Here is a 26,321-nt window from a genome sequence, read left to right on the forward strand (position 1 = left end):
TGCCGTGCCTGACGGCTTAGTCGCGTCCAGTTTGGAGCAGGTGCAGGAAGCGTGGCGACGTAGTGGCTGCCCTGGCTCTATGGTGTGTGCCTTCCGGATGGGAAGGAGCAAGCCTGGGGGCTTCATCCTGCACTGTCATGCCCCAGCGGCGTAACTGGCTGGCCATGGTGGCCTCGTGGCAGGCCAGCTGCAGCGGATAGCCCTGTTGTTCGCACCACAGGCGCAGACGATGCAGCGCTTGCATGGCGGAGCTGTCCAGACTGGCATGACGCAGGCACAGCTGAACGCTGCCTCCACGGGGAAGATGCTGGCGTATTTCCACCTGCAATTGGTCGTGCAGACGGCTGGCTGAGCCAAAATACAGCTGGCCGGTCAGTTCCACTTTCAGCAAACCCTGTTCCGCCTTATGCGGATTGCCCGGCAGCACGGCAATGGTGCGCAGCAGGTTTTCCTGGCTGGCGCGATAGCAAAACAACAGGGCCGACAACACCAGTCCCACCGCAATGCCGGCCACCACATTCACCAGTAGGAAGGTCAGCATGGTGCCCAGCAGAATGCCGCGCTCGGCGCTGGCCAGGGCAGACCAGCGGCGCAGCCACTGGCTGAGCAGTTCCAGCCCGAAATAAACCAGCACGCCGCCCAGCACGAAGGGCTGGATCAGGCTGAGCATCAATTGCTGCTGCCAGATGGCAACCATGCCACAGGCAATAAAGCTGATGGCCAGTGGCCAGCGCTGCGCCCCCATGCTGCCGGCCAGCAGGCTGTCAGACAGCATTACGCTGACTGGTGGACCGGCACACAGTGCAGAACCCAGGCAGGCGATGCCGTTCATGCGCAGTTCGTGGTTAAGGTCGGCTCCGGCATGTTGGGCCTGATCCAGTGCCATGATGTTGCTGGTACTGCCCAGCATGGCCATGATGGCGGCGGCAGCCATGGTGGGGAGTGCTGCCAGTATTTCCGACCAGACCGGTGCAACGAGCTGCAGCGTTGGCAGGTTGCTACCCGTCGACAGGGCTGGGGAAGACGGGCTCAACAGGCAGGCGAGTGACAGCAGGGCGGTAAGCATGGCCGGGTGGTCCACCTTGCGCATGCACAGCAACAGCAGCAGACCAAAGGCCAGGCCCCAGCCCAGTTGTGTGATCTCCAGACCAGACAGATGCCAGCTGGCCAGCTGGCTGATGGACAGGCTGTGCGAGGCGGAGATGCTCAGACCGAACACCACCAGCAACAGCCCGCTGCTGGCCATGAAGGCTGCCAGCACCGGAAAGGGCAGGCAGCGTGCCAGTTGGCCGGCGCGAAAGCGTGCGGCCAGCAGGAACACCGCAGCAGCCAGCAGGGCGGTCAGGGCATTGGTGATCAGCAGCGTGCTGAGCAGTTGCTCGGGTGAAACATGCAAGCTGGCAAGATGCAGGGTGCTCGTGGTGGCCAGCGCGGCGAGAATCACCATGGCAGGCTCATCCAGGCCGGGAATGGCCAGCTTAAGCCGGCTGTTACCGGCAACCAGCAGCATGGCAAGGCAGCATGCGGCCATCATCAGCGAAAACAGCAAGGCCCGTGCCGCCACGGTGTGCAGGGCCGTGCTGAGCAGGTCGGAAAATGCGGCGTTGACGGAAATGGCAATGCTGGCCGTAATCAGGCCGGCGGCAATGCTGTGAAAGCTTTTCATCTCTGCGGTCCCATGCCTGGAGTGAATTTGCCGACCCATGCAACCGGTCTGTGCCGTGTTTGGCCGCGGCAATACCTGCCGGGCAATGCTGGGGGCGGATGCAATGGACTGAAGGGGGGGTGACTACCCTGATCCACCGCTCTGGTGATGGGCTAGATGTTATGAGCAGTGCCGCGCGGCCACAATAATGCAAATAGACTATTGCTGTAAGCGCGCTGGCGCGGGCAAAGCCGCAGGGCGTGCCGGATCGAAGCCGCTGTTTGCTACTGCCAACAGCCAGATTCCGGCAGCGGCTGCATCATGTGGCAATGGTGGCCAGGTAGCTGCTGGCAAAGGTTTTGAAACTCTGTGCCGCGGGGCTGAGTGAACGGCTGTGCTGAGTAAAGCAGTAAAAATCGCGGTGCAAGACCGGGTCGACCAATGGGCGCATTTCCAGACGGTACAGCGTTACCAGTGATGTGGCATAGCTGATGCAGGCCGTTACCCCCAGACCCGCGTTGACCATGGCCAGTGCGGTGGACATGAACGCGACCTCATTGCTGGGCGCAATGCGCATTGCTGCCCCGGCATCGTGCAAATCCTGCCTCAGGCGTTCGGTAAACTGGCCTTGCAGGGAAATGAAGGGATGGGCCAATAACTGCTCCCAGCTCACTTCTGCCTGATTGCCAAGCGGATGCCCCGCCGGGAATACCGCCATGAAACGACCGGAAAACAGCGTTTGGGTGGCGATATCCGAATTTGGCTCACGTTCAGGTCCGATCCCCAGATCGACTTCGCCCGAGAACACCTTGGACACGATACTTTCCACGACCGCATCAACCAGCTTCACGCGCACGGCTGGAAATGCCGCGTTATAGGCGGCAATCAGCTCCGGCAGCAGAGTTGAGGCCATCAGTTGTGGTGCTGCAACTCTGACAAAACCATTTTGCAGTGATTTTTTTTCAGATACGTCAGATAGCACGTGATCCAGGTCGGAAAGTATTTTCTCAACAACCGGATAGAACTCTCTTCCTATTTCCGTCAATTGTACCCGGCGCGTGCTGCGGTCAACCAGGCGGATGCCCATATTGTTCTCCAGCTCGCGCATCAGGCCAGACAAGGCTGACTGGGTGATATACAGGCTTTCGGCGGCCAGCGTGAAGCTGCCAGTACGTGCCAGGGCGACAAAAGCCCGCAGCTGGCGCAGCGTGATATTCATAAGAAAATCCAATTAATCAATCATGAAAAACGGTTGGATTAATAGTTCGAGCCATTTTTAAATGTTTACACCCACCGCGCAGATTGGCTGCGCCCGTCGTGGATGGCCGCTCAAAAACCGGGAGACAGCTGCATGCAATTGATCAAGAAAATCCACCATGTTGCGTATCGCTGCAAGGATGCCAGACAGACCGTGCTCTGGTATCAGAAGTATCTGGACATGCAATTCATTCTGGCGATTGCCGAAGACCAGGTGCCCTCCACCGGTGCCGCCGATCCATACATGCATGTGTTTCTGGACGCCGGCAATGGCAATGTCCTGGCGTTTTTCGAACTGCCTACCTGGCCGGAAATGGGACGAGACCCGAACACGCCGGCATGGACCCAGCACCTGGCATTGGAAGTGGCATCCGTTGCTGTGCTGCTGAGCGTGAAAGCACGGCTGGAGGCAGACGGGATTGAAGTGGTCGGACCGACCAACCATACCTTGTTCCAGTCCATTTATTTTCAGGACCCCAGCGGCCATCGGCTGGAGCTGGCGGCCAATACCGCCACGGAAGAGATGCAGGCCAGGCTGGATGCAGTGAAGTGGGACATGCTGGAGGAATGGTCGCAAACCAAACGTGCTCCGCATCATGCCCGCTGGATGCACGATACGACGAACTCCCGGTCTGCCCAAGCGGAATGAGTGGGGATGGGCCGTAGACAGAGACCATTGGTTTGACATGGCCGGTAGTGTCCATAAAAACAATCAGGAGCAAGACGCCGTGAGTGAGACGATAAAAGTGGATGTGGCCGCACTGATTGATGCCAGTCCGATTGGCAGATACCAGTGGCTGATTTTCATCCTCTGCGGCATCTGCATGGTGCTGGATGGTTTTGATGTGCAAGCCATGGCTTATGTCGCCCCTGCTTTGTTGCAGACATGGGCCGTGGACAAATCAGCACTGGGGCCAGTGTTTTCCTCTGGCTTGCTGGGGCTGTTGCTGGGTTCGCTGCTGTTCAGCATGTTGGCGGATCGCTATGGCCGCAGGCCGGTATTGATTGTTTCCACGCTGTTCTTTGGCATGTGCATGCTGCTGACCGCGCTGGTCACCACACTGCAGCAATTGATGCTGATCCGCTTCATCACGGGCCTGGGGCTGGGGGCTATCATGCCCAATGCCATGGCGCTGTGTGGCGAATACAGCCCGCGGCGCAAACGGGTTTCCACCATGATGCTGATTTCATGCGGTTTTACGCTGGGGGCAATGAGTGGCGGGCTGGTGGCGGCGCTACTGATTCCACGCTTTGGCTGGCAGTCGGTGTTTGTGCTGGGTGGAATCCTGCCCATTCTCATCGCACTGCTGATGTGGCGATATCTGCCGGAGTCTATCCACTACCAGCTGCTGGTTCGCCAACAGCCAGAACAGGCCCGGGTCCTGTTGCAGCGTGTGTTGTCGGTGCCGCTGCCGCCCAATGGGCTATTGCAACTGGCTGAGCGGCCAACAGGCAGCATGCCGCTGCTTGCCCTGTTTCAGGATGGTCGCCGGTCCGGCACCTTGCTGCTGTGGCTGGTCTGTTTTCTCAACATGATTGCCCTGTATTTTCTGTCCAACTGGCTACCCACTTTGGCGCGCCTGGCGGGTATGAGCCTGGAGCGTGCGGTGCTGGTCGGTGCCGTGCTGCAGCTGGGAGGCACGCTGGGCACCATCCTGATGGGCTGGCTGATTGATCGTGCCGGATTTCGCCGGATTCTGCTTCCCTGCTTCATGCTGGCCACGGTACTGATTGCGCTGATCGGTCACAGCGTTTCCAGCGCCGGCTGGCTGTTTGCCCTGGTGTTTCTGGTGGGGTTTGCCGTTGTTGGCGGTCAGCCTGCCATCAATGCCATGGCAGCCAGTTTCTATCCCACGACGCTGCGTACTACCGGCGTGGGCTGGAGTCTGGGCATAGGGCGTATCGGCTCGGTACTCGGGCCGATGGTGGGCGGCCAGCTGATTGCACTGAACTGGACGCAGGTTGCGCTGTTCCAGTTGGTGGCCTTGCCGTCCTTGCTGATTGTCGTGCTGCTGCTGTTTGGCCTGCGCGGCAGTCTGGGCAAGGGGGTGACGGGCTGAATGTTTACTTGGCGGTAATGTTGTCCTGGCCTCACCACCGGTGGGGCCAGATGTGAAAATTGATCAAAACAGGAAACACAGCATGAAACTGGCAAGTCTGAAAAATGGCCGCCGCGATGGCCAACTGGTTGTGGTTAACCGCTCGCTCACCCATTGCCTGCCCGTGGCCGACATCGCCGATTGCCTGCAGCAGGCACTGGATGACTGGGATGCTGTCGCCGCAAGACTGGAGGAACGCTATCAGGCACTGAACCGGGAGATTCCGCCGAAGGCCTTGTTGTTTGACCCGGCACAATGCCTGTCGCCTCTGCCACGTGCTTACCAGTGGGCGGATGGCTCGGCCTATGTCAATCATGTCGAGCTGGTTCGCCGTGCCCGTGGAGCCGCCTTGCCACCAGAGTTCTGGACCAGTCCGCTGATGTATCAGGGCGGGTCTGATGCCTTTGTCGGCCCACGCGATCCCATTGTCGCCGGCTCCGTCGAGTGGGGCATCGACTTTGAAGCCGAGCTTGCCGTGATCACTGCCGATGTCGCCATGGGGACGACGCCAGCGCAGGCAGGCTCGGCTATTCGTCTGCTGATGCTGGTCAATGATGTCTCCTTGCGCAATCTGATCCCTGCGGAGCTGGCCAAGGGCTTTGGTTTTTTCCAGTCCAAACCGGCTTCAGCATTCAGCCCGGTGGCTGTCACGCCGGATGAGCTGGGCAGGCATTGGCAGGGTGGCAAGCTGCACCGCCCATTACGGGTACATCTGAACGGCGAGCTGTTTGGTTGCCCAAATGCCGGGCAGGACATGACCTTCAACTTTCCGCAACTGATTGCGCATGCGGCCAAAACCAGAGAACTGCGGGCGGGCTCCATCATCGGTTCCGGGACGGTATCGAACAAGCAGGGCAGCTTGCATGGTTCGTCCATCGATAACGGCGGCGTGGGTTATTGCTGCCTGGCCGAAGTCCGCATGTATGAAACCATCGAGCTGGGTGCTGCACAGACTTCATTCATGCGTGCCGGCGACCGGGTGTGCATTGAGATGCTGGACGAGGCCGGGACAAGTATTTTCGGTGCCATCGAGCAGCAGGTGATGATTTTTGGCCAATGAGCACCACATGCGCTCAGCCATGGCATCGGCAATAGCTGGGCTCCTGCCCGAGTCTGCGGAATCAGTTCAGCAAGATGTAGCCGTCTTGCCGGCGGTGCCACCAGGTGGTATTTGCTGGGGTCGGCAGTAGCAGGTACTGCTGATCAGACATGAAAAAAGCCAACCGGTAACGGTTGGCTTTTTCTTTTGCAGATCAAGGATCTACAGGAATCCGGTGTGGAGCGGGCGATGGGAATCGAACCCACGGCACAAGCTTGGGAAGCTTGGGTATTACCATTATACGACGCCCGCGAAGGGGTGCATTGTAACCGGGTTTTCCCTGGCTGGGTAGCTGCTTCTACGGCCTGTGGGGTGGTGGCCCAGCTGATTCGGGCGGATCAATCCGGCTATACCTTCCCGGGCCCGCTATGGCTGGCTAGCTGGCTTGATACAAAAACTGCACAGAAATCCGCTTGTTTGACAGGCGCGCGCGCGCGAGCATGCCGGCCATGCTTGCGGAATAAAACGTCGGCTATCCAGACCACGGAGAAGTTATATGGCTGAGGAAGAATACGAGATTGCAGGGCTGCATGAAAAGCTGCTGGAAGAGGAGGCCGAAAAGGGCCAGCTGGCGCAGAAGATTGCCTTGTTGACTGCCATTCTGGCCACGATTGGCGCGGTGTTCAGCTACCAGAGCGGCGCCAAGCAGAATGAAGCCTTGTTTCTGAAAAACCAGAGCATTCTCAAACAGTCCGAGGCATCCGATGCCTGGGCCTACTATCAGGCCAAATCGACCAAGGCCCATCTGGACCAGCTGGCGCTGGTGCTGGTGCGCGACCCGGCAGAGCAAGCCCGTTACCAGGCGGACTTGCAAAAGCAGCAAACCCAACAGGCTGAGCAGCTGAAGAAAGCCCAGGCTTTACAGGAAGAGTCGCGCCAGCTGAGTGAAGAATCCGAAAAGGTATTGCGTCCGCACGAGCGCATGGCGCTGGCGATGACGCTGATCCAGATTGCCGTTGCCATGGCATCCATCACGGTGCTGACCCAGCGACGCTGGTTGCTGGCTGTTTCTTTGGTTTCGGCCCTGGGTGGCATAGGCCTGGCGCTTAGCACCTGGCTGTAGCACAAGCGTGCGCAGCAGGGGCTGTCATCCGCCAATAACCCTGCTGCGTTGTAGACAATGGCTGCCAGCGATTGGGCTGACATGCCGGCAGGCGGCAAGCGCGGGAGAGGCCCGCAACAAGAAAGGCAATGCAGTGCAACAAGACGAGGCCGGACAAGCGGCAGTAACAGGGCAGGGCGCATCACGCAGCAGTTGGGCGCAGCGCGTAGATTATTACCTGGACGTAATGGGCATGCGCGGCAAGGGTTTGCTGCTGTTGGGTGGCCTGCTGGTCATTGGCTGGATCATGGCCGGCATCTACAAGGTGCAGCCGGATGAGCAGGGCGTGGTGTTGCGCCTGGGCCGCTGGGTGGATACCACCCAGGCCGGCTTGCACTATCACCTGCCATGGCCGATCGAAACCGTCATGCTGCCCAAGGTTACCCAGATCAAGCAGCTGAAGCTGGCTAATCTGTACGACGGTGTTACCACGGATTCCACCGATCCGCGTGACAAGCAGATGCTGACCGGTGACGAAAACATCGTCGAGGCCGATGGCGTGGTGTTCTGGCGCATCAAGGACGCCGGGCAGTTTTTGTTCAAGGTGAACAACCCGGAAACCTCGCTGCGCATTGCCGCCGAAAGCGCCATGCGCGAGGTGGTGTCACGCACGCCCATCCAGGCGGTGATGTCCAACCGTCGCCAGCAGGTGGCAGAGGAGACCCGCAGCTTGCTGCAAAGCCGTCTGGATGAAGCCGAAAGCGGCATCATCGTCACTCAGGTGCAGTTGCAGCGGGTGGACCCGCCGGCGGCGGTGATCGACGCCTTCAACGATGTACAGCGCGCCCGTGCCGACCAGGAACGCGCACGCAACGAAGCCCAGGCTTACAGCAACGACATTCTGCCCAAGGCGCGTGGCGATGCCGCCCGCATCATGCAGGAGGCTCAGGCCTATCAAAGCCAGGTGGTGAATCTGGCGCAGGGCGAGGCCAAGCGGTTTGATTCGGTTTACCAGAGCTATGCCCAGGCCAAGGATGTCACCGCCTGGCGGCTGTATCTGGACAGCATGGACGAAGTGCTGAAAAAGGCCAGCAAGGTGGTGGTGGATTCCTCCGGCAAGGGCGGCAATGGCGGTGTGCTGTCGCTGTTGCAGTTGCAGGACAAAGACAAGGCCAAGCCTGCCAAGGAGACGCGTTGATGGCTACTTCCTACAAGGGTGCGGGCATTGTGGCCGCCCTGGCGGCCGTGTGGCTGCTGTCGTCTTCTTTCTATACCCTCAGCGAGGGGCAGAAGGGTCTGATCATCCGCCTGGGCGCACCGATAGACGTGGACGCCGAGCCTGGCCTCAAGTTCAAGCTGCCGCTGGTGGACAGCCTGCAGTTTTACGATGTGCGCTTGCAAACCCTGGCACCGCCGCCGGAGCAGATCATCCTGGGCGATGAAAAACGGGTGGAAGCGGAAACCTATACCCGTTACCGCATTGCCAACCCGCTGCGTTTTTACCAGGCACTGCGTACTGAGGACCAGGCGCGGCTACAGCTGACCCAACTGGTCAGCACCTCGCTGCGGCGCGAACTGGGCAAGGTGCCGCTCAAGGCCCTGCTATCGGAAGAGCGTACCCGCATCGTGCAGCAAATCCAGCAGGAAACCGCCACCCGCGCCCGCATGCTGGGTATCGAGGTGACCGAAGTGCGTCTGCACCGTGCCGACCTGCCGCTGGAAACCAGCCAGGCCATTTACGACCGCATGAAGTCAGCACGTCAGCAAGAAGCGCGTGAGCTGCGCGCCCAGGGCGGACAGTGGTCACAGGAAATCCAGGCCAAGGCTGATGGTGAGCGCACTGTCATTCTGTCTGAAGCGCAACGTCAAAGCGCCATCATTCATGGCGAGGCGGATGCTCAGGCCAATCGTATTCTGGCGGCCGCCTTTGGCAAGGACCCCAAGTTCTACAAGTTCTACCGTTCCTTGCAGACTTACCGCCAGGCGCTGTCGGACTCTGCTCCCACGCTGCTGCTGACACCGGATTCCGCCTTGCTGCATGACTTCCGCAACGGCCCGGCCAGCGGCAAGCCATGACCCAGCTGGTCAGCGCCTTGCGTATCCTGTCGCCGCGCCTTGGCCGCCTGCAGCGGCTGGCTGCCACCCTGGGGCCAGGGCTGGTGGTGATGCTGGCCGATACCGATGCCGGCAGCGTGCTCACCGCCGCCCAGAGCGGTGCGCAGTGGGGCTACCGCCTATTGCTGTTGCAGTTCCTCATCATTCCGCTGCTATTCATCGTGCAGGAACTGACGGTGCGACTGGCGCTGTCCACCGGCAAAGGCTATGGCGAACTGGTGCTGCAGCGCTTTGGCCGCGGCTGGGCCTGGTTGTCCACCTGTGCCTTGATCCTGAGCTGCTTTGGTGCCTTGCTTACCGAAATGAGTGGTCTGTCCGGGGTGGCACAGCTGTATGGCGTGCCGGTATGGCAGAGCGTCAGCCTGGTGGCTGTGTTGATCTTCCTGATGGTTTGCAGTGGCAGCTACCGCGAGGTGGAGCGGGTTGCCATGCTGTTTGGCGTGGCGGAGCTGGCTTTCCTGTGGATGGCGTGGCACGCCTACCCAAGCTGGCAGCACATAAAGCCGCAATTGCTGGAGATGCCGCTGCACGATGCCAGTTATCTGTATCTGCTGGCCGCCAATCTGGGTAGCAGCGTGATGCCGTGGACGGTGTTTTATCAACAGTCTGCGCTGATCGACAAGGGGCTGAATCTGGATGATCTGCGCGCCGCGCGTATCGACACCATGCTCGGCGCCATACTGTGCCAGCTGATCACGGCGGCAGTCCTGATGGCGGCTGCTGCCGTATTTGCCGGTCATGGCGGGGTCGTGCTGGATACCATACCGGAACTGGCCAATGCCTTTGGTTCCGCGCTGGGCCCGCTGGCAGGCCGGCTGCTGTTTGCACTGGCACTCAGCGGCGGAGCCTTGGTGGCCACCATTGTGGTGTGCCTGTCGGCAGTCTGGGCGCTGGGCGAGCTGGGTGGCCGGCATCATGCCCTGGCCGAGCACCCGCGGCAGGTGCCGTGGTTCTATGCTGCCTTTGCCCTGATGTTGCTGCTGGCTGCCGTGGTGGTGGCCATCAGCCCAAGCCTGGTGCGCTTGTCGATTGCCACTGCCGTACTCAATGCTGTGTTGCTGCCGCTGGTACTGGGTTTCCTGTACCGGCTGGCACGCTGCGAACTGCCGCCAGCCTTGCGTCTGCAAGGACCGTATGCCGTGCTGGTGGCGGCCCTGTTTTTACTGGCCGGTGGCCTTGGTCTGTTTGCCGGGTTTGCTGGTGCCCTGGCTGCCTGAGGCAGCAGGCCATATTGCAATGGAAAGGTTGTAATGGAGCTGGATGGTTTGATGCAGGCACTGGGCATGACGCTGCAAGTGTTTTTCCTGGACCTGATTCTCAGTGGTGACAATGCGCTGGTGATTGCCGTGGCCTGCCGTTCGCTGCCGCCACAGCTGATGCGCAAGGCGGTGATGCTGGGTACGGGCTTCGCCATATTGCTGCGCGTACTGCTTACCACCGTGGTGGGTTTTCTGCTGCAGGTGCCGCTGCTCAAGCTGCTGGGTGCAGCGTTGCTGATCAGCATTGCCATCAAGCTGTTGCTGGGCGATGACGACGCCGACGGCCAACCCGGTGCAACTGCGGACAGCCGCCAGCTGTGGTCGGCGGTGTCGGTGGTGGTGATGGCCGATCTGGTACTCAGTCTGGACAATGTGGTGGCGCTGGCCGCCGCGGCGCAGGGCAGTGTGCTGTACCTGATCCTCGGCTTGCTGTTCAGCGTTCCCTTGTTGATGTACGGCAGCCTGCTGATTGCCCGTCTGCTGAACGATTACCCGCTGCTGCTGCCATTGGGTGCCAGCCTGCTGGCCTGGGTAGCCGGGCAGCTGGCGGTGAGCGACCCGCTGGTGCTGGACTGGGTGAATACCCAGGCCCCGGCCTTGCAAGTGGTGGTGCCGCTGCTGTGCGTGATATTCGTGCTGGTGGAAAGCCGCATCATCCGCCAGCGTGCCCCGGCACTGACCCCTCCGCCGCCACTGGGCTGGCTGGATGGTCTGACCAGTCGACTGGCCAGGATTGGTGAGGCTGGAGAAACTGGAGAAACTGGAGAAACCGCCAGCATGGTCGCGCAATACAGCGCCCCTGCCGTGCAAAATGCGCCCGCGCTGGGCGTGGCTGCCATCGTTGCTCAGCCCCAGGCCGACAAGGCCGAGGTCCGGATTGAGATTCCGCCTGTACTGCCGTTAGCTGCTCCTGAGGTGCTGCCATCCGCGCCAGTTGCTTCCGCGCTGGTCAAGCCGGAAGGTGCACCGCGCAGCGATGGCCTGCTTGCCTCGCCACGCATGGCTTTGTTGGTGAAGCTGCTGCTGGGGTTTGCTGCGCTGGTGGGTATCTGCGCACTGGGCTGGCTGCTGTTTCATCTGCTCAGTCAGGGCTTTTTGCCCACTCCGGCACCCAGCCACAAAATCAAGCACTGATGCACACGGCCATGCCCCGGCATGGCACCATCACGATTCCGGCGTCCGCATTCCGACAGGACGTCCTTGAAGGACTTTTGCATGTACCGTTATCTGTCGGTGGCGGCATTACTGGGTTTGACCGGTTGTGCTGCCACGGTGGCCCCGGTGGCCCAGCCTGTTCCCGTTCCTGCTCCTGTCTTGCGCCCGGCCCCGATGCCGGACCCGCAAAGCCTGTTGCCCGCACCGGTTGTCAAACCGGTACAGCCGGCCCCCGTTGTTGTTGCCCCCGTCAGCAAGCCGGTGCCCTTGCCCTTGCAACCGGCCTATGCCAACGAGAAGGAGGGCAGCGCCTTGCTGGACAAGCTGCTGCCGCGTGGCATTCCGGCGCGGCGCGAATGGCATGGCGACATCATGACCGCCTTCAGCCATCTGAAGATTCCGTATGCGCCGCAATACTTCTGCGCGGTGCTGGCGGTGGCGGAGCAGGAGTCAGGCTTCAACCCCGATCCGGTGGTGCCAAACCTTTCCAGGATTGTCTGGGGGCAGATTGAAGAGCGGCGGCAGAAGTATTTCATCCCCGCGCTGGTGGTGGATGCGGCCATGCTGAAGAAATCCCCCAATGGCCAGACCTACAAGGAACGGGTGAATGCCCTGCGCACCAAGAAGCAGATGAATGCGCTGTTTGAAGACATGATCCGCGAACTGCCGTTCGGCCAGACCATCTTCGAACACAAGAACCCCATCCGCGATGGCGGGCCGATGCAGGTGAGTGTGGCCTTTGCCGAAACCCAGGTGCGTGCCTGGCCTTATCCCTACAGCTATACCAGCTTGCGCGACGAAGTATTCAGCCTGCGCGGCAGCGTGTATTTCGGCACCGCCATCCTGCTGCAGTATCCCATCAGCTATCCGGACATGGTGTACCGCTTTGCCGACTACAATGCCGGGCGCTATGCCAGCCGCAACGCCGCTTTCCAGCAGGCGGTGCAGCACCTGTCAGGGCAAAAGCTGGCGCTGGACGGCGACATCATGCTGTACAGCGACAAGATGAACCGCGTGTTGTCCGGTGCCACCAGCGACACCCAGCGCGCCCTCAACGGCCTGGCCGGACGCTTGCGCCTGAGCCCGGATGAGATGGCGCGCGATCTGCGGCAGGAAAAACTGGCGGTGTTCAGCCAGACCGAAGTCTACAAGCGGGTATTTACGCTGGCCGAGCAGTCCGGCCGGGCTGCTCCGCGTCAGATCATTCCGCAGATTGTGCTGGTCAGCCCCAAGTTCACCCACCAGTTGACCACCGAGTGGTTTGCCCGGCGGGTGGATGGCCGCTACCAGAACTGCATGGCGCGCGGCGGTTTTCATTGACAGCAAGTGCGGTTCTCCCCTGTACTGACAGACGGGTAAGTACAGGGGAAGCATAAGAATGGCGAAGCCACGAATCGGCTGGGGCGGCATGTTGCTGTTGCTGTCGGCATGCCCGGCGATGGCCGGCGAATTGCGGGTGCTGGTGGATGACAGCACCGAGATGCCGCAGGCCAATATCGTCAATGAAACACTACAGGATGGTCTGCATCGGGATATCGGCCTGGCGCTGGCAGCCCGCTTGCAACGGACGGCGCGTTTCCGGGTATTGCCGCGCAAGCGCTTGATTCCGGCGCTGGAAGCGGGGCAGGGCGATGTGGTGTGTCTGGCCTTACCAGCGTGGATGCCAGACAAGAGCCTGCGCTGGAGCCAGCCCTTCTTGCAAAATCAGGATTTGCTGCTGAGTAGCCGCGAGGCACCGCCACGCAGTCAGCTGTCTGCACTGGCCGGCCAGCCTGTCGGCACGGTGCTGGGTTTTGCCTATCCGGAACTGCAGGCAGAACTGGGTAGCCGCTTTGTGCGTGATGACGCCCACAGTATGGATGACAGCCTGCACAAGCTGGCTGCCGGGCGTGTACCGCATGCCGTCAGCAACCGGCTGTATCTGGATTACCAATTGGCGCACGGCCTGAAGCTGCCACCGATGCAGCCGCCGCTGGTGATCAGCAGCTACCGCATGCGTTGTGCGCTGTCAGCGCGCAGTCAGATCGGTTTGGTCGAGCTTGACCGGGCGTTGGGGCAGTTGCAGCAGCAAGGCGCGTTTGCACGCATGCTGCTGCATTACCGCTAACCTGCTTACCAGTTCAGTTGCTGCCAGCCGTGTTGTGCCGCCACAGCGGCCAGTTTCGGGTCGGCATTCACCGTGTAGGCCTGCTCTACTGCTTGCAGCAGCGGCACATCATTGATGGAGTCGCTGTAGCCATGGCTACCGTCCAGGTTTTCGCCATGCTGTTGCAGCCATTGCTGCAGACGGATCACCTTACCGTGCTGATAGGTCATTACGCTGTGGGTGTGGCCGGTGTAGCTGCCATCCTCGGTGGCCAGGCAGATGGCCAGAAAGTCGTCGGCACCCAGAAAGCGCGAGATCGGCCCCACCAGATGTTCGCCGGTGGCGGAGATCACCAGCAGGGTGCGGCCCTCGGCCTTGTAGCGCGCCAGCGTGTCACGCGCCTGCGGAAACACGATGGGGGCGATCTTGTCGGCAATGAAGCCTTCCACCCACTCGGCAATTTCCACCACACTGCGCCCCTGCATTGGTTGCAGGGTGAAGTCCATATAGTCTTCCATACGCAACTCACCACGGCGGTAGGCCGCCATCAGCTCGGCCTCGCGCGGCAGCATGTCGGCTGCGGCCAGTCCGCGCTCCACCATGAATTGCAGCCACAGGCTGGAGCTGTCGCCATTGGTGAGGGTGTCGTCCAGATCGAAAATGGCCAGCATCAGCGTACCTCGCGCATGTCGTCACGGCTGATTTGCAGGCGCACGGCGGTGCCAGCCGGCATCAGGTCGCTGGCGGTGCGGTTCAGCCGGTCTACCAGCAGGGTGATGCCGCCGCTTTCTATCTGGTAACGGATGATATTGCCCAGCAACTGGTGCTGGCGGATGGTGCCGGCCAGGGTGTCGGCCTGCTGGCTGTGGGCATCCAGCACGTGGATGGATTCCGGGCGGATAGCCATGTGGCCCTGGATATCCAGCCCCAGCAGGCGCTGGGTATCGGCCGCACCCAGCAGATTGTAATTGCCCATGAAACGGGCCACGAATTCGGTGGCCGGCTGGGTGTATACCATTTCGGCACGGCCTTCCTGTTCCACCTTGCCCTGATTCATCACGAAGATGCGGTCGGACATGGTGAGTGCTTCTTCCTGATCGTGGGTGACGAAAATGGTGGTCAGGCCCAGACGGCGCTGGATGTCGCGGATCTGCTCGCGCAGGTTTTTGCGGATGCGCGCGTCCAGTGCCGACAGCGGTTCGTCCAGCAGCAGGATGCGCGGCTCCACCACCAGTGCGCGTGCCAGCGCCACCCGCTGACGCTGACCGCCGGACAATTCGTGCGGGTAGTGGTTTTCCTTGCCGGAGAGCTCCACCAGCTTGATGACTTCCGCCACCTTGCGGGCAATTTCTGCGCCGTCGCATTTGCGCATTTTCAGGCCGAAGCCGATGTTCTGCGTCACGTTCATATTCGGGAACAGCGCGTAGCTCTGAAACACCATGCCGATGCCGCGCTTTTGCGGTGACAGATGAGTGATTTCATCGCTGCCGACGCGGATCTGGCCGGAGGTGGGGGTTTCAAAACCGGCAATCATGCGCAGCACGGTGGTCTTGCCGCAGCCGGACGGGCCCAGAAAGGTAACGAACTCGCCCTGCTCGATGCTCATGTTGAAGTCGTGTACCACGACATGGTCGTCAAAGCGTTTGTGCAGATTATTGATGGTGAGGTAAGCCATGTGGTTTTCCTTGGATTCTGTCTGGGCTCAGGCCGTCTTGCGGGCCGGGCGGGCATTGCGGGCGAATACCTGGATCAGCCCCATGGCGGCCCAGGTCACCAGGAAGGCGATGATGGCCAGTGCCGAGGGCTCGTAAGCGCGGTTGGCACCGATCAGTTGCAGGTAAGGGCCAAAGGCCGGGCGGCCCAACAGGCTGGCCATGGTGAATTCGCCAATCACTACCGCGAAGGTAAGAAAGGCACCGGACAGGATGGCCGACTTCACATTCGGGAAAATCACCTGCAGCAGAATGCTGGGCCAGCTGGCACCCAGGCTCTCGGCGGCTTCGGTCAGGGTGCGCACATCGATGGCGCGCAGGCCGGCGTCGATGGAGCGGTACAGATAGGGCAGGGCCAGCGTGACGTAGCTGCACATCAGCAGAAAATCGGTGGCGCGTTCATTGCCGGTCAGCGGCAGCCAGGAGCTGCTGTTGTACAGCTTGAGGTAGCCAAACACGATGACGATGGCCGGAATCACCAGCGGCAGCAGGGTGATGAATTCCACCAGCGGGCGCAGGCGCGGCAGCTTGAGCTGAATCCAGTAGGCGGTGGGCACCACCAGCACGATGCCGACGATGATGGTCAGCACTGCCATCAGCGTGGAATAGCCAAAAGTAGCCTGAAAGCCGGGGTCGGCCAGCACCACCTTGTAGGCCTCGAAGCTGTAGCCGTCGCGGTTCATCTTCAGGCTGAACTCGAAAGTGGCAATCAGCGGTAGCAGAAAGTAAATGGTGCCGATGGCAATGGCCACCCAGGCACCCAGTCGCGATGTCGATTTCATTCACGCCCCCTTTCGGCGCGGCTGCGCAGCCAGATATAGCCGGCATTGGACAGGCCGGTCACCACGATCATGCCCAGTGCCAGCGCATAGCCCAGGTTCTGGTCGTGCAGCACATCGCCGCGAATCTGCGCATACAGCAGGATGGGCACGATATTGAGCGAGCTACCGGTCAGCGCATAGGCGGTGGCTACCGCGCCAAAGGCATTGGCAAACAGCAGCAGGGCAGACCCCAGAATGCTGGGCCACAGGATGGGCAGGGCGATATGCCACCAGTAGGCGATGCTGCTGCCGCCCAGGCTTTCGCAGGCTTCGCGCCATTCAGTGCGCAGGCCGTCGATGGCCGGGGTGACAATCAGCACCATCAGTGGAATCTGGAAGTACAGATAGGTCAGTGTCAGCCCGATGAAGCTGAGAATGGAAAAGCCGGTGCCGTACAGGTCGAAGTCGGCATAGTTGCGCAGCAGCACTGTCACCAGACCCATACGGCCCAGGGTGGACAGAAAGGCAAACGACAGCGGAATGCCGGCAAAATTGGACGCCACGCCGGAGAAGGTCATCAGCGTGGGGCGAATCCAGGCGGGCAGGCCGCCCTGAATCGCCGCCAGCGCCAGCAGCAGGCCGATCAGGCTGCCGCCCAGCGCCGATGCCGCGCTGACTTCAAAGCTGATCCAGTAGGCCGACAGAATGCTGTCGTCAAACAGTTTGGCGATATTGCCCAGGGTGAAATGGCCGTTGGCATCCTGAAACGCACCTATCATCAGCGTGGCGGTGGGCAGGATGAGAAACAGCAGGGCAAACAGGAAAAACGGCATTACGCCCAGCCAGTTGAAGGCAGACAGCGTCAGCCCCTTGCGGGAATGACCAGCCTGCGGTGCCGGGCCGTGGGTGACGGAATCGGGTGAAGTGGGCATCCGTGGTGCAGCCTCGTAAAGAAAGGGAAGCCCGGCATGGGCAGGAGTGCTGCCGTGCTGTTGTACTGCCTGGTGGGCAGCTCGGGTCTGTCCCGGTGACAGGATGGAATCAAAAACCGTCATGGCCACGGTGGAAGCGGCCATGACGGCGGGGTGAATCAGCCTTGCAGGCTTACTTGACGTTGCTGCCCACTACGCTGTCCCACTGCTTGGTAATGGTGGCCTTGTAGACTTCCTGCTGTTCCAGGGTGGGGAACACGGCTTTCTTGTAGTTGGCCGCAGCCGGCAGTTTGGACAGCAGTTCAGCCGGTACTTTCTTGCGTGCAGCCAGATCGTTGAAGCGGCTGGGGTGGCAGTAGCCCTTCAGCCAGCCCAGTTGGCCTTCGTCGGAGTACAGGTATTCCATCCACAGCTTGGCGGCATTCGGGTGCGGGGCGTAGGCGCTGATGGCCTGTACGTATACGCCAGCCACCACGCCGGATTTCGGCACCACTACGGCCACTTTCGGGTTGCCCTTCAGGGTGTCGCGGTCGGCCAGGGCGTTGTAGTCCCAGCGCACGATGATGGGAGTGGTGCCCTGGGCCAGCGAGGCAGCCTTGCCGATTACCGGTACGAAGTTGCCGTTCTTGTTCAACTGAGAGAAGAACTTCAGGCCGGCATCGGCTGCCTTGGCCGGGTTGCCGCCTGCTTGCGACAGGCCGGCGGCGTATACGCCCATGATGGCTTGGTTGGCGGTGCGCGGGTCACCGGCCAGTGCCACGGCGTTCTTGTATTCCGGCTTCAACAGGTCGGACCAGTCAGCCGGTACCTTCTTGATGATGTCGGTGTTCACTTCGAAAGCCAGTACGCCGTAGTAGTCGCCGTACCAGTAACCATCCTTGTCCTTCACTTCGGCCGGGATGCTGTTCCAGGTGGATACCTTGTACGGCTGGATCAGGCCGGCTTCCTTGGCTTGCGGGCCAAAGGACAGACCAACATCGATCACGTCCGGTGCCTGCGGACCCTTGTTGCCCTTGTTGGCCTTGATGGCCTCGACTTCGTCGCCGGAACCGGCATCCGGGTTCAGTTCGTTTACCTTGATGCCGTACTTGGCCTTGAAGCCAGCCAGCAGGTCACCATAACCACACCAGTCATGCGGCAGGGCGATGGTGGTGAGTTCACCTTCCTGCTTGGCAGCCTTGATCAGGCTGTTGAGATCCTGTGCGTGCACAGCGGAAGCACCAATACTCAGTGCGGACAATACAACTGCGGCCATCAGCTTCTTGTTCATTGCTTCCATCCTTTGGACTAGGTCAATTGAGCAGGGCGATCTTAGGCAGTGCAGATGACGAGATGATGTGCGGCAAGTTTCAGTTCCGTGTCAGTTGCATGAAGTCTTGGGATCGACCTGTTTTGGTCATAAACCGACATACTGTCGCGCTGCTGTCATGCAGGTCTGCTAAACACTAAGCTGACGTTAACTTTCAGTGGACTAGGCCAGATCATGGCGACAGAAAATAATCAGACCCAGGTGGCCCAAATACGACAGTCCTTGCTGGCACAGATTGCCGTTGGCCTGCTGCCGCCAGGCGGCAAGCTGCCCTCGGAACGCACCCTGTCGCAGCTGTTTGATACCACCCGCATCACCCTGAAAGACGCACTGCTGGCGCTGGAGGCCGAAGGCTGCATCTATCGCGAAGACCGCCGTGGCTGGTTTGTGGCCCCGCCGCGGCTGGAGTACAACCCGCAATACCGCGGCCATTTCCAGCAGATGGTGCAACAGCAGCAACGGCGGGTGGATACCCGCGTGCTGTCATCGCGCAGCATGGTGGCGGCACCGGAAATCAGCCAGCGCCTGCAATTGCCCGCGCTGGCGCGGGTGTTACAGATTTGCCGCCTGCGCAGCCTGGATGGCCGGGTAGTGTTATATGTCGAACACTATCTGAAGCCGGAATGCTTTCCCGGCATCATGCAGGAAGATCTGTCACAGTCGCTGACCGAGCTGTACCAGACGCGCTATGGTCTGCAATACCGCCGCTCCCGCTTTGACATCACCCCCACGGCTGCGCGCGGCGAAGTAGCCCAGGCACTGATGCTGGCCGAGGGTTCGCCCATCCTGCGCATTGCCCGCGTCAATTACGATCAGCAGCAGCGCATCATCGACTGTGATATCGAGTATTGGCGGCACGATGCCATCCGCGTCACGGTAGACAGCCACGTCCCGACAGATAGCGGAGAGTTGGCAGCGGCCACCATGCCGATGGGTTGACGTGCCTTGTTACCGTGCAACAGCTGCATCAATTAACAATTGCACACAATTTCATTACAAATGCTTACCAAGTGATACAGCCGGGCAACAGACTCGCCGCTGTGCCGGGGTCATGCTTCTTACCGTGCATCATTACGAGGAGAGACCCTGATGAAAATTTCAATTACCAGACCTGGCCGCTGGCTGTTGCTGGCCATGGTTGCGGCCAGTTTGTCCGCCTGCGTCGTTACGCCAACCCGCACCCAGGTGGTGTACAAGCCGGTGCCGGTGGCTGCTGCCCCGCACTGGAATCCGGCCGAGCATCCCTATTATGGCCATGCCATGAGCGATCTGCGCCAGGCGCGCGCCTTGCTGGCACGGCCGGATGTACAGCCGGTGCAGGATGATGAGCGCTGGGCTGTCGGTGCCATTGATGCCGCACTGAAAGAAATGACCCAGGCTGCCATTCAGGATGGCAAGAACCCGTGGCAGATTCCCGCCCCGGATGCCCGCCTGAACCCGACCGACCGCTTCCATCAGGCACTGCAGTTACTGGAGCAGGCCAGACGTGACGCCAGCCACCGCGAGGACGACCCCTGGGTGCGCGATCTGCAGGGCCGCATCCTGCGCCATATCGATGACGCCCACCGCGCTACGCAGCAGGCCATTGCCGACGCCCTGCGCTAAGGCTGGCCAGGATTTACCGCAACAACAATAACACCGCTTGCAATCCAAGGAGATTCACCATGTCTACCCTGAAACAATCCCTGGCCGGCCTGTTGCTGGCTGCTTCGGCACTGCTGGCCGCCGGCGTGGCGCAAGCCGACGACTGGCATGGCAATGACTGGCACCCGGACATGCAGCGCGAGTGGCATGAAGGCATGCCCTGGCGCTTCGAGCAGCATCACTGGCATCCGGACGAGCACCCCTATTACATGCATGCCATGACCGACCTGCGTCTGGCGCGCGACCTGCTGGCCCATCCAGACCAGCCGCGGGTTGAACAGGGCGAGCGCCGCGCGGTAGAGGCCATCAACCAAGCGCTGCATGCCATGCATGATGCCGCCATTGACGATGGCAAAGACCCCTTCCAGCGGCTGCCGCCGGATGCCCAGTATCGCCCGGACGACCGCTTCCACCAGGCACTGCGCCTGCTGGACAAGGCGCGGCAGGATGCCAGCCATGAAGAGGACGACCCCTATCTGCGCGGCTTGCAGCGTTACATCGTTGGTCAGATCGGCATGGCGCAGCATGCAGTGGACGATGCCATCCGCGAAGCACTGCGCTGAGGTTTTCAGAGTGATCAAGGCCCCCGCGGCAGCCCGTCTGTCGCGGGGGTTTTGCTGTCTGTCGTGCGGCAAGCCGCAAGCTGACAGGTTTTGCGCTACCATGCCCGCTGTTTGATGTTGACCAAGGAAGTACACATGACCCGCCTGCTCGTCCTCTACAGCGGAGGCACCATCGGCATGGACCACACCCCGGAAGGCCTGGCCCCCGTTCCCGGCCTGCTGCCGCGCCTGCTGGAACGCTTCCGTACCCCGGTGCTGGACTTTGACGTGGTGGAATACCCGCAGCTGATTGACTCCTCCGCCATTGTCCCGGCCCAGTGGCAGCAGCTGATTGACGATCTGGCCTCGCGCTATGCCGCGTATGACGGCTTTGTGGTGATTCATGGCACCGACACCATGGCCTACACCGCCAGCGTGCTGGCCTTTGCCCTGCAAGGTCTGGCCAAACCGGTGATTATCACCGGTGCGCAACTGCCGCTGGTCCATCCGCGCTCGGATGGCTGGAGCAATCTGGCCGATGCGCTGGAAGCGGCCTGCCAGCCGGACCTGCACGAAGTGTGTATTGCCTTCAACCGCCTGCTGCTGCGTGGCTGCCGTGCCCGCAAGCTGGATGCCGCCAGCTTTGCCGGTTTTGACAGCCCGAACGCCCCGGCGCTGGCCCGCTTTGGCATTCAGGCCGATTGGCAGCGCCAGCACTGGCTGCGTGCCAGCCAGCCCTTCCAGCCAGTGACGCTGGATATTTCGCTCAAGCTGGCCAGCTTCTTCCTGACTCCGGGCTATGCCAGCGCACTGGCCGGTCAGGCCATGCAGGACAGCAAACTGGATGCTGCGGTACTGATGAGCTATGGCAATGGCAACACCCCGGCAGACCCGGTATTGCTGGATGGTGTGGCGGCGCTGAGCGCCCGTGGTGGCGCAGTATTGAATATCAGCCAGGTGGTGCATGGCGCAGTGGAAGTGGGTGCCTATGCCGCCAGCCAGCCGCTGGCCCGTGCCGGTGCCATTGCCGGGGCCGACCTCACGCCGGAGGCGGCCACCGCCAAGCTGCTGGTGTTGTTGTCGCAAGGGCTGCGCGGTCAGGCACTGCGTCAGCAATTGGCCAGCGTGCTGGTGGGCGAGAGCAGCTAGCATCGGGTGTAATTCAGCAATGCAAGGCGTGCCCGTGGCACGCCTTTTTTCTTGCCGTAACCATGGTGGTGGCTGCCCAAAAAATGAGCAGTCCAGATTTGTGCTGTAGCATCAGTTACTTGCCACGTTTATCCACACCCCCTCCACATATCGGTACACGGCAGGCGTGGAAAAAATCATTTTTTGCACAAAAAACAGGCAGTGGTACAAAGACCGTTTAGTCTCAGTGACTTAAGCTGTTTGTCCACAGACCACACACAAGCCTGTCCCCGCTGTGTGTGCAAAAACACAGTCTGGTGACCCACCGCCATGGCGCTGGGCAGAATAAGCCGCAGTGTCATCCGTTGACTAAAAAATAGGCACTGCAAAAAAATACATGCTGATTCATGTATTTGGCGGACTTGCCCACAGGCGGTGCACAAGCCTGTCCCCGCAGGGTGTGTAAAACTCGGACTGACCCGCTGTTTAGCGGCCTCGTCGCTGATTTGTGCACGCTAGAGCAAGCAAAAAGCGGGTATTTTCCGTGCCAAACAGTAATTGCCTAAAAAACAGGCGGCGCTGAAAGAATCTACCAGATCAGTGACTTAGTGCATTTGCCCACAGGCCGTGCACAAGCCTTTCCCCGGCCGATGTGCAAAAGCGTCAGCCGGGTGGTATTGCTGTTCGTAACAGACCGCCGCGGGAAATGGCGACTTGGCTGCCTAAAAAACAGGCGGTTCAGCAAAGTGCTTTGCCATTCAGCAACTTGTCTGTCTTGTCCACAGCTCACGCACAGGGCTGTCCCCGCTTGCGGTGAGAAAAGCAGCCTGAGCAACATAAAACACAGGCAAGACTACTGATGCACAGGCAAGCCGACGTATAATTACACTCTTTGGCAGCAGGTTTGCCGTGAGCATCATTCACCGAATTGCCGTGGTCGGGCCGGAGTCCTGTGGCAAGAGCACCTTGTCGGCCCAACTGGCCGCCAGCATGCAGGCGCAAGGCGTGCGTGCCAGCCATGTGACGGAATATGCGCGTGACTACTACGCCAACCGCCCCTACCAGGTGGCGATGCCCGACATCGAGGCCATTGCCTGCGGGCAGTTGCAGGCCGAACAGGCGGCGGCACGGCAGCACGACTGGCTGGTATGCGATACCACGGTGCTCATTTGCAAGATATGGGCGGAAGTGGCATTCGGGCAGGCATCGCCCGCCTTACTGCAGCATTACCGCCCGCAGGACTATGTGCTGACCCTGTTGACGGCAACAGACATCCCCTGGCAGCCAGACCCGCTGCGCAGCCATCCCGCCGAACGCGACTGGCTGCTGAGTCTGTATCAGGCCGAGCTGGCGGCGGTGGGCATTGTTCCGGTATTGCTGCAAGGCAGCGAAGCACAGCGCCTGCAGCAAGCTTGGCATGCCTTGCGGCAGCTGCCGGAATGGGGTGGAAATAGCTTAAAAAATAATCAGCTCTGACAAAGTCTTTAATTTTCAGGGTCTTGTTCTTCTTTTCCACAGGCCGCTCACAGCTCTGTCCCGTCAGTGGGTGGAAAACCTGAAGCCTCTGCCTAAAAAACAGGCAGTGCCAATTTATGCTTTTTGCTCAAATAGTTGCAGGTCTTGTCCACAAGCGGTGCACAAGCCTGTCCAGAATGGATGTGTAAAAATGAATGAAACCTTTCAATTGCGTAATGAATACATCGCCCTGTGTGATCTGTTGAAAACCTGCAGCGTGTGTTCATCCGGCGGTGAAGCCAAACATTTCATTGCCGAGGGCAATGTTGCGGTGGACGGTGCACAGGAGCTGCGCAAAACCTGCAAGATCCGCCCCGGTCAGGTTGTCAGCGGTGAGGGCTTTACCATCACGGTGGTGGCGGCCTGATGTCCGAGGCTGTCTTGCCGCCGGATGACGACCCGATGCCGCAGCCGCCGTTTGAAGTCACCGACGACATGTGCTGCGGCAGTGGTTGCGACCCCTGCATTCTCGACACCTATTACGCCGAGCTGCGCGATTACCGCAGCCGGCTTGCTGCCTGGCAGGCGCGCCAGCAGGCCCGGCAGAGCAAGGACGGAAACTGATAGATGGCCAGCATTGACCTGCATTTTCATTCCCATGCCTCCGACGGTGCGCTGCCGCCAGCCGAGGTGATCGCCCGTGCCGCCGAACGTGAAGCCACGCTGGTGGCGCTGACCGACCACGACTGTACCCACGGCCTGGCTGATGCCCGTGCCACAGCTGCGGCCCACGGCGTGGATTTTCTCAATGGCGTGGAAGTCTCGGTCACCTGGAATGGCAAGCACACCGTGCATATTGTCGGGCTGGGAATAGACCCGGAACATCCGGCACTCAAGGCGGGCCTGCAGTCCATTCGCGATGGCCGGGTGCAGCGGGCGCAAGAGATGTCCGACTCGCTAGCCCGCATCGGTATTCATGGCGCTTTCGATGGTGCCATGGCCGTCTGCAAAAACCCGGAAATGATAGGCCGCACCCACTTTGCCCGTTTTCTGGTGAACAGCGGCGAGGTCAAGGACGTGCGCACGGTGTTCCGCAAATACCTGACACCGGGCAAGCCTGGCTATGTGCCGCATGAATGGGCGCGACTGGCCGATGCTGTCGGCTGGATTGTTGCTTCTGGCGGCATGGCGGTGATTGCCCATCCCGGTCGCTACGATATGGGACGCACCCTGATCGAGCGGCTGATTCTGGACTTCAAGGACGCTGGCGGCCAGGGTATCGAGGTGGCCAGCGGCAGCCACAGCCTGGACGACATGCACAAATATGCGTTGATCGCCCAGCGCTACGGCCTGCTGTCCAGTGCCGGCAGCGATTTTCATGCGCCCGGCGAAGGTGGCCGCGACGTGGGCCGTACCGATGACCTGCCGCCCATCTGCCAGCCGGTATGGCTGGCATTGCAGGAGCGCATTATCCGCGCTCCGCGTGCGGCATAAACCAACACTAAAGCACACACATGGCACAGTTTTTCATGATTCACCCGGACAATCCGCAGGCGCGGCTGATCCGGGAAGCAGCCAACATCCTGCGTAATGGCGGGGTGGTGGTGTATCCCACCGACTCCTGTTACGCGCTGGGCTGCATGCTGGGCGACAAGAAGGCGATGGAGCGCATTCTGGCCATCCGCCAGATCGAGCTCAAACACCACCTGACGCTGGTATGTCACAACTTGTCCGAGCTGGCCAACTACGCCCGCGTCGACAACAGCCAGTTCCGCCAGCTCAAGGCCGCCACGCCCGGCAGCTACACCTTCATCCTGCAAGCCACCAAGGAAGTGCCGCGCCGCACCCTGCATCCCAAGCGCGCCACCATCGGCCTGCGCGTGCCGGATCACAAAGTGGCACTGGCGCTGCTGGAAGAGCTGGGTGAACCCATCCTGTCCTGTACCCTGCTATTGCCGGGTGACGAGGACGCGCTGACCGACCCGTATGAAATCCGCGAGCGGCTGGAACACACGGTGGATGCGGTGATTGATGGCGGTTGGTGCGGTACCGAACCCACCACGGTGATCGACATGACCGAGGGGGTGGAACTGCTGCGTCGTGGCAAGGGCGACCCGGCTCTGTTCGGTCTGTAAGCCCGCTACTGGAACCATCCGAGCCTGCCCCCATCTAGTGGGGGTCAACGTTTTCCATTTGAAAAAGAAGCCATGGGCGATACTTCTCAACTGATCCAGCAGATCAGCATCTATGCCTTGCCAGTCCTGCTGGCCATTACCCTGCACGAAGCAGCGCACGCCTATGCGGCCAAACGCTTTGGCGATTCCACCGCCTACATGCTGGGGCGCATGACGCTGAACCCCCTCAAGCATATCGACCCGGTAGGTACGGTGTTACTGCCGCTGATTTCCCTGATCATGGGCGGCGTGCTGTTTGGCTGGGCCAAACCGGTACCGGTCAACTTTGGTGCCTTGCGCAACCCGCGGGTGGGTATGCGCTGGGTGGCTGCGGCTGGTCCGCTGGCCAATTTCATCATGGCGGTGGGGTGGGTGTTGCTGTTCAAGCTGGCTATCGTGATGAACAACAGCTATTCCGAGCCGCTGGCGCTGATGAGCAAGGCCGGTATCAACATCAACGTGATGCTGATGGTGCTCAACCTGCTGCCGCTACTGCCGCTGGATGGCGGCCGCATCGTGGAAAGCCTGCTGCCACCGGGCATGGCTTACAAGTATTCCCGGCTAGAGCCCTATGGCATGTGGATCCTCATTGCGCTGATCTTTACCGGCGTACTGATGCCCTTGCTCAATCCGCTGCGCCAGCTGGTGTATCATCTGCTCAGTCTGTTTCTATAACTTGCGGGAGGCCACCTGCCGGGTGGCCGTCAAAGCCTGTACGGCGTGCGCAGCATGCGCAATCCGGAGCAGGCTTTGTCATTCCCGGACCATCTGGAAATCACACCATGTTTGCCAACCGCATCCTTTCCGGCATGCGCCCCACGGGCAGCCTGCACCTGGGCCATTACCACGGCGTCATCAAGAACTGGGTGGAGCTGCAATCCAGCCACGACTGCTATTTCATGGTGGC

27 protein-coding genes, 1 tRNA gene and 1 pseudogene are annotated in these 26,321 nt (G+C 60.6%); 21 read left to right on the forward strand and 8 right to left on the reverse strand.

Annotated features, from left to right (window positions below; all coding sequences use genetic code 11):
* Positions 1 to 16: 16 nt before the first annotated feature.
* Positions 17 to 1,666, reverse strand: a complete 1,650-nt coding sequence (locus tag QVF59_RS18245) for a SulP family inorganic anion transporter (RefSeq protein ID WP_287881669.1) — start codon at positions 1,664 to 1,666, stop codon at positions 17 to 19.
* Positions 1,667 to 1,964: 298 nt separating this feature from the next.
* A complete protein-coding gene (locus tag QVF59_RS18250; RefSeq protein ID WP_287881671.1) occupies positions 1,965 to 2,864 on the reverse strand; it encodes a LysR family transcriptional regulator in 900 nt (299 codons plus the stop codon).
* A 132-nt stretch (positions 2,865 to 2,996) separates the two neighbouring features.
* Between QVF59_RS18250 and QVF59_RS18255 the strand changes: the two genes are divergently transcribed.
* The 3 genes from QVF59_RS18255 (at position 2,997) to QVF59_RS18265 (ending at position 6,061) form a co-directional block, all read left to right on the forward strand.
* Positions 2,997 to 3,551: a VOC family protein gene (locus QVF59_RS18255; protein ID WP_159879196.1), complete on the forward strand. Its 555-nt coding sequence runs from the start codon at positions 2,997 to 2,999 to the stop codon at positions 3,549 to 3,551.
* Positions 3,552 to 3,630: 79 nt separating this feature from the next.
* Complete coding sequence (locus tag QVF59_RS18260; RefSeq protein ID WP_287881673.1) at positions 3,631 to 4,962, forward strand: MFS transporter; 1,332 nt, start codon at positions 3,631 to 3,633, stop codon at positions 4,960 to 4,962.
* Between the two features lie 82 nt (positions 4,963 to 5,044).
* Positions 5,045 to 6,061, forward strand: a complete 1,017-nt coding sequence (locus QVF59_RS18265; protein ID WP_287881675.1) for a fumarylacetoacetate hydrolase family protein — start codon at positions 5,045 to 5,047, stop codon at positions 6,059 to 6,061.
* A 217-nt stretch (positions 6,062 to 6,278) separates the two neighbouring features.
* Here QVF59_RS18265 and QVF59_RS18270 read toward each other — a convergent pair.
* Positions 6,279 to 6,352: transfer RNA gene (locus QVF59_RS18270), tRNA-Gly, on the reverse strand.
* A 244-nt stretch (positions 6,353 to 6,596) separates the two neighbouring features.
* Between QVF59_RS18270 and QVF59_RS18275 the strand changes: the two genes are divergently transcribed.
* The 7 genes from QVF59_RS18275 to QVF59_RS18305 all read left to right on the forward strand — a co-directional run bounded on the left by QVF59_RS18275 (position 6,597) and on the right by QVF59_RS18305 (position 13,778).
* Positions 6,597 to 7,163 (forward strand): DUF4337 domain-containing protein, encoded by a 567-nt coding sequence (locus QVF59_RS18275; protein WP_287881677.1) that lies wholly within the window; start codon positions 6,597 to 6,599, stop codon positions 7,161 to 7,163.
* A gap of 133 nt (positions 7,164 to 7,296) precedes the next feature.
* Positions 7,297 to 8,340, forward strand: coding sequence for an FtsH protease activity modulator HflK (hflK, locus tag QVF59_RS18280; protein ID WP_240902520.1), 1,044 nt, complete (start codon positions 7,297 to 7,299; stop codon positions 8,338 to 8,340).
* Entirely contained in the window at positions 8,340 to 9,218 is an 879-nt protein-coding gene (gene hflC / locus QVF59_RS18285; protein WP_159879188.1) for a protease modulator HflC, read from the forward strand. The genes hflK and hflC overlap by 1 nt, the downstream gene beginning before the upstream one ends.
* Positions 9,215 to 10,474 (forward strand): NRAMP family divalent metal transporter, encoded by a 1,260-nt coding sequence (locus tag QVF59_RS18290; RefSeq protein ID WP_287881680.1) that lies wholly within the window; start codon positions 9,215 to 9,217, stop codon positions 10,472 to 10,474. The genes hflC and QVF59_RS18290 overlap by 4 nt, the downstream gene beginning before the upstream one ends.
* Before the next feature lie 33 nt (positions 10,475 to 10,507).
* Positions 10,508 to 11,650, forward strand: coding sequence for a YjbE family putative metal transport protein (locus QVF59_RS18295; RefSeq protein ID WP_287881682.1), 1,143 nt, complete (start codon positions 10,508 to 10,510; stop codon positions 11,648 to 11,650).
* 81 nt (positions 11,651 to 11,731) lie between these two features.
* Entirely contained in the window at positions 11,732 to 12,991 is a 1,260-nt protein-coding gene (locus tag QVF59_RS18300; protein ID WP_287881684.1) for a DUF1615 family protein, read from the forward strand.
* A 58-nt stretch (positions 12,992 to 13,049) separates the two neighbouring features.
* The gene (locus QVF59_RS18305; protein WP_159879182.1) at positions 13,050 to 13,778 is read left to right on the forward strand and encodes a substrate-binding periplasmic protein; all 729 of its coding nucleotides are present in this window, start codon (positions 13,050 to 13,052) and stop codon (positions 13,776 to 13,778) included.
* Positions 13,779 to 13,783: 5 nt separating this feature from the next.
* Here the strand turns inward: QVF59_RS18305 and QVF59_RS18310 are convergent, their stop codons facing one another.
* The 5 genes from QVF59_RS18310 to QVF59_RS18330 are packed head-to-tail and all read right to left on the reverse strand — an operon-like array spanning position 13,784 to position 18,432.
* The gene (locus QVF59_RS18310; protein WP_287881687.1) at positions 13,784 to 14,428 is read right to left on the reverse strand and encodes an HAD family hydrolase; all 645 of its coding nucleotides are present in this window, start codon (positions 14,426 to 14,428) and stop codon (positions 13,784 to 13,786) included.
* Positions 14,428 to 15,432: an ABC transporter ATP-binding protein gene (locus QVF59_RS18315; RefSeq protein WP_287881688.1), complete on the reverse strand. Its 1,005-nt coding sequence runs from the start codon at positions 15,430 to 15,432 to the stop codon at positions 14,428 to 14,430. The genes QVF59_RS18310 and QVF59_RS18315 overlap by 1 nt, the downstream gene beginning before the upstream one ends.
* Before the next feature lie 27 nt (positions 15,433 to 15,459).
* Positions 15,460 to 16,251 (reverse strand): ABC transporter permease, encoded by a 792-nt coding sequence (locus QVF59_RS18320; RefSeq protein WP_159879178.1) that lies wholly within the window; start codon positions 16,249 to 16,251, stop codon positions 15,460 to 15,462.
* Positions 16,248 to 17,306 carry an ABC transporter permease gene (locus tag QVF59_RS18325; protein ID WP_287881690.1) on the reverse strand — a complete coding sequence of 353 codons (1,059 nt, stop codon included), beginning with the start codon at positions 17,304 to 17,306 and terminating at the stop codon, positions 16,248 to 16,250. The genes QVF59_RS18320 and QVF59_RS18325 overlap by 4 nt, the downstream gene beginning before the upstream one ends.
* A gap of 28 nt (positions 17,307 to 17,334) precedes the next feature.
* Complete coding sequence (locus QVF59_RS18330; RefSeq protein ID WP_159879176.1) at positions 17,335 to 18,432, reverse strand: ABC transporter substrate-binding protein; 1,098 nt, start codon at positions 18,430 to 18,432, stop codon at positions 17,335 to 17,337.
* Positions 18,433 to 18,645: 213 nt separating this feature from the next.
* Between QVF59_RS18330 and QVF59_RS18335 the strand changes: the two genes are divergently transcribed.
* From QVF59_RS18335 to QVF59_RS18385, 11 genes and pseudogenes are all read left to right on the forward strand, one after another.
* Positions 18,646 to 19,410, forward strand: coding sequence for a UTRA domain-containing protein (locus QVF59_RS18335; protein WP_287881693.1), 765 nt, complete (start codon positions 18,646 to 18,648; stop codon positions 19,408 to 19,410).
* Positions 19,411 to 19,560: 150 nt separating this feature from the next.
* Entirely contained in the window at positions 19,561 to 20,076 is a 516-nt protein-coding gene (locus QVF59_RS18340; RefSeq protein WP_159879172.1) for a hypothetical protein, read from the forward strand.
* A gap of 59 nt (positions 20,077 to 20,135) precedes the next feature.
* On the forward strand, positions 20,136 to 20,678 hold the full coding sequence (locus QVF59_RS18345) for a hypothetical protein (protein ID WP_287881696.1): 543 nt from the start codon (positions 20,136 to 20,138) through the stop codon (positions 20,676 to 20,678).
* A gap of 135 nt (positions 20,679 to 20,813) precedes the next feature.
* Entirely contained in the window at positions 20,814 to 21,806 is a 993-nt protein-coding gene (locus tag QVF59_RS18350; protein ID WP_287881697.1) for an asparaginase, read from the forward strand.
* An 888-nt stretch (positions 21,807 to 22,694) separates the two neighbouring features.
* Entirely contained in the window at positions 22,695 to 23,261 is a 567-nt protein-coding gene (locus QVF59_RS18355; protein WP_287881699.1) for an AAA family ATPase, read from the forward strand.
* 190 nt (positions 23,262 to 23,451) lie between these two features.
* Positions 23,452 to 23,667, forward strand: a complete 216-nt coding sequence (locus tag QVF59_RS18360) for an RNA-binding S4 domain-containing protein (protein WP_159879164.1) — start codon at positions 23,452 to 23,454, stop codon at positions 23,665 to 23,667.
* Positions 23,667 to 23,864 carry an oxidoreductase-like domain-containing protein gene (locus tag QVF59_RS18365; protein ID WP_240902517.1) on the forward strand — a complete coding sequence of 66 codons (198 nt, stop codon included), beginning with the start codon at positions 23,667 to 23,669 and terminating at the stop codon, positions 23,862 to 23,864. Before QVF59_RS18360 ends, QVF59_RS18365 begins: the two co-directional genes overlap by 1 nt.
* Before the next feature lie 3 nt (positions 23,865 to 23,867).
* Positions 23,868 to 24,734, forward strand: coding sequence for a 3',5'-nucleoside bisphosphate phosphatase (locus QVF59_RS18370; protein WP_287881712.1), 867 nt, complete (start codon positions 23,868 to 23,870; stop codon positions 24,732 to 24,734).
* Between the two features lie 20 nt (positions 24,735 to 24,754).
* A complete protein-coding gene (locus QVF59_RS18375) occupies positions 24,755 to 25,375 on the forward strand; it encodes an L-threonylcarbamoyladenylate synthase (RefSeq protein ID WP_159879160.1) in 621 nt (206 codons plus the stop codon).
* Positions 25,376 to 25,447: 72 nt separating this feature from the next.
* The gene (locus QVF59_RS18380; RefSeq protein ID WP_159879158.1) at positions 25,448 to 26,089 is read left to right on the forward strand and encodes a site-2 protease family protein; all 642 of its coding nucleotides are present in this window, start codon (positions 25,448 to 25,450) and stop codon (positions 26,087 to 26,089) included.
* Positions 26,090 to 26,196: 107 nt separating this feature from the next.
* Positions 26,197 to 26,321 (forward strand): annotated as a pseudogene (locus QVF59_RS18385) (tryptophan--tRNA ligase); the annotation flags it as partial.

The sequence above is a fragment of the Aquitalea sp. genome, from assembly GCF_030150775.1.
Classification (GTDB): Bacteria; Pseudomonadota; Gammaproteobacteria; order Burkholderiales; family Chromobacteriaceae; genus Aquitalea; species Aquitalea denitrificans.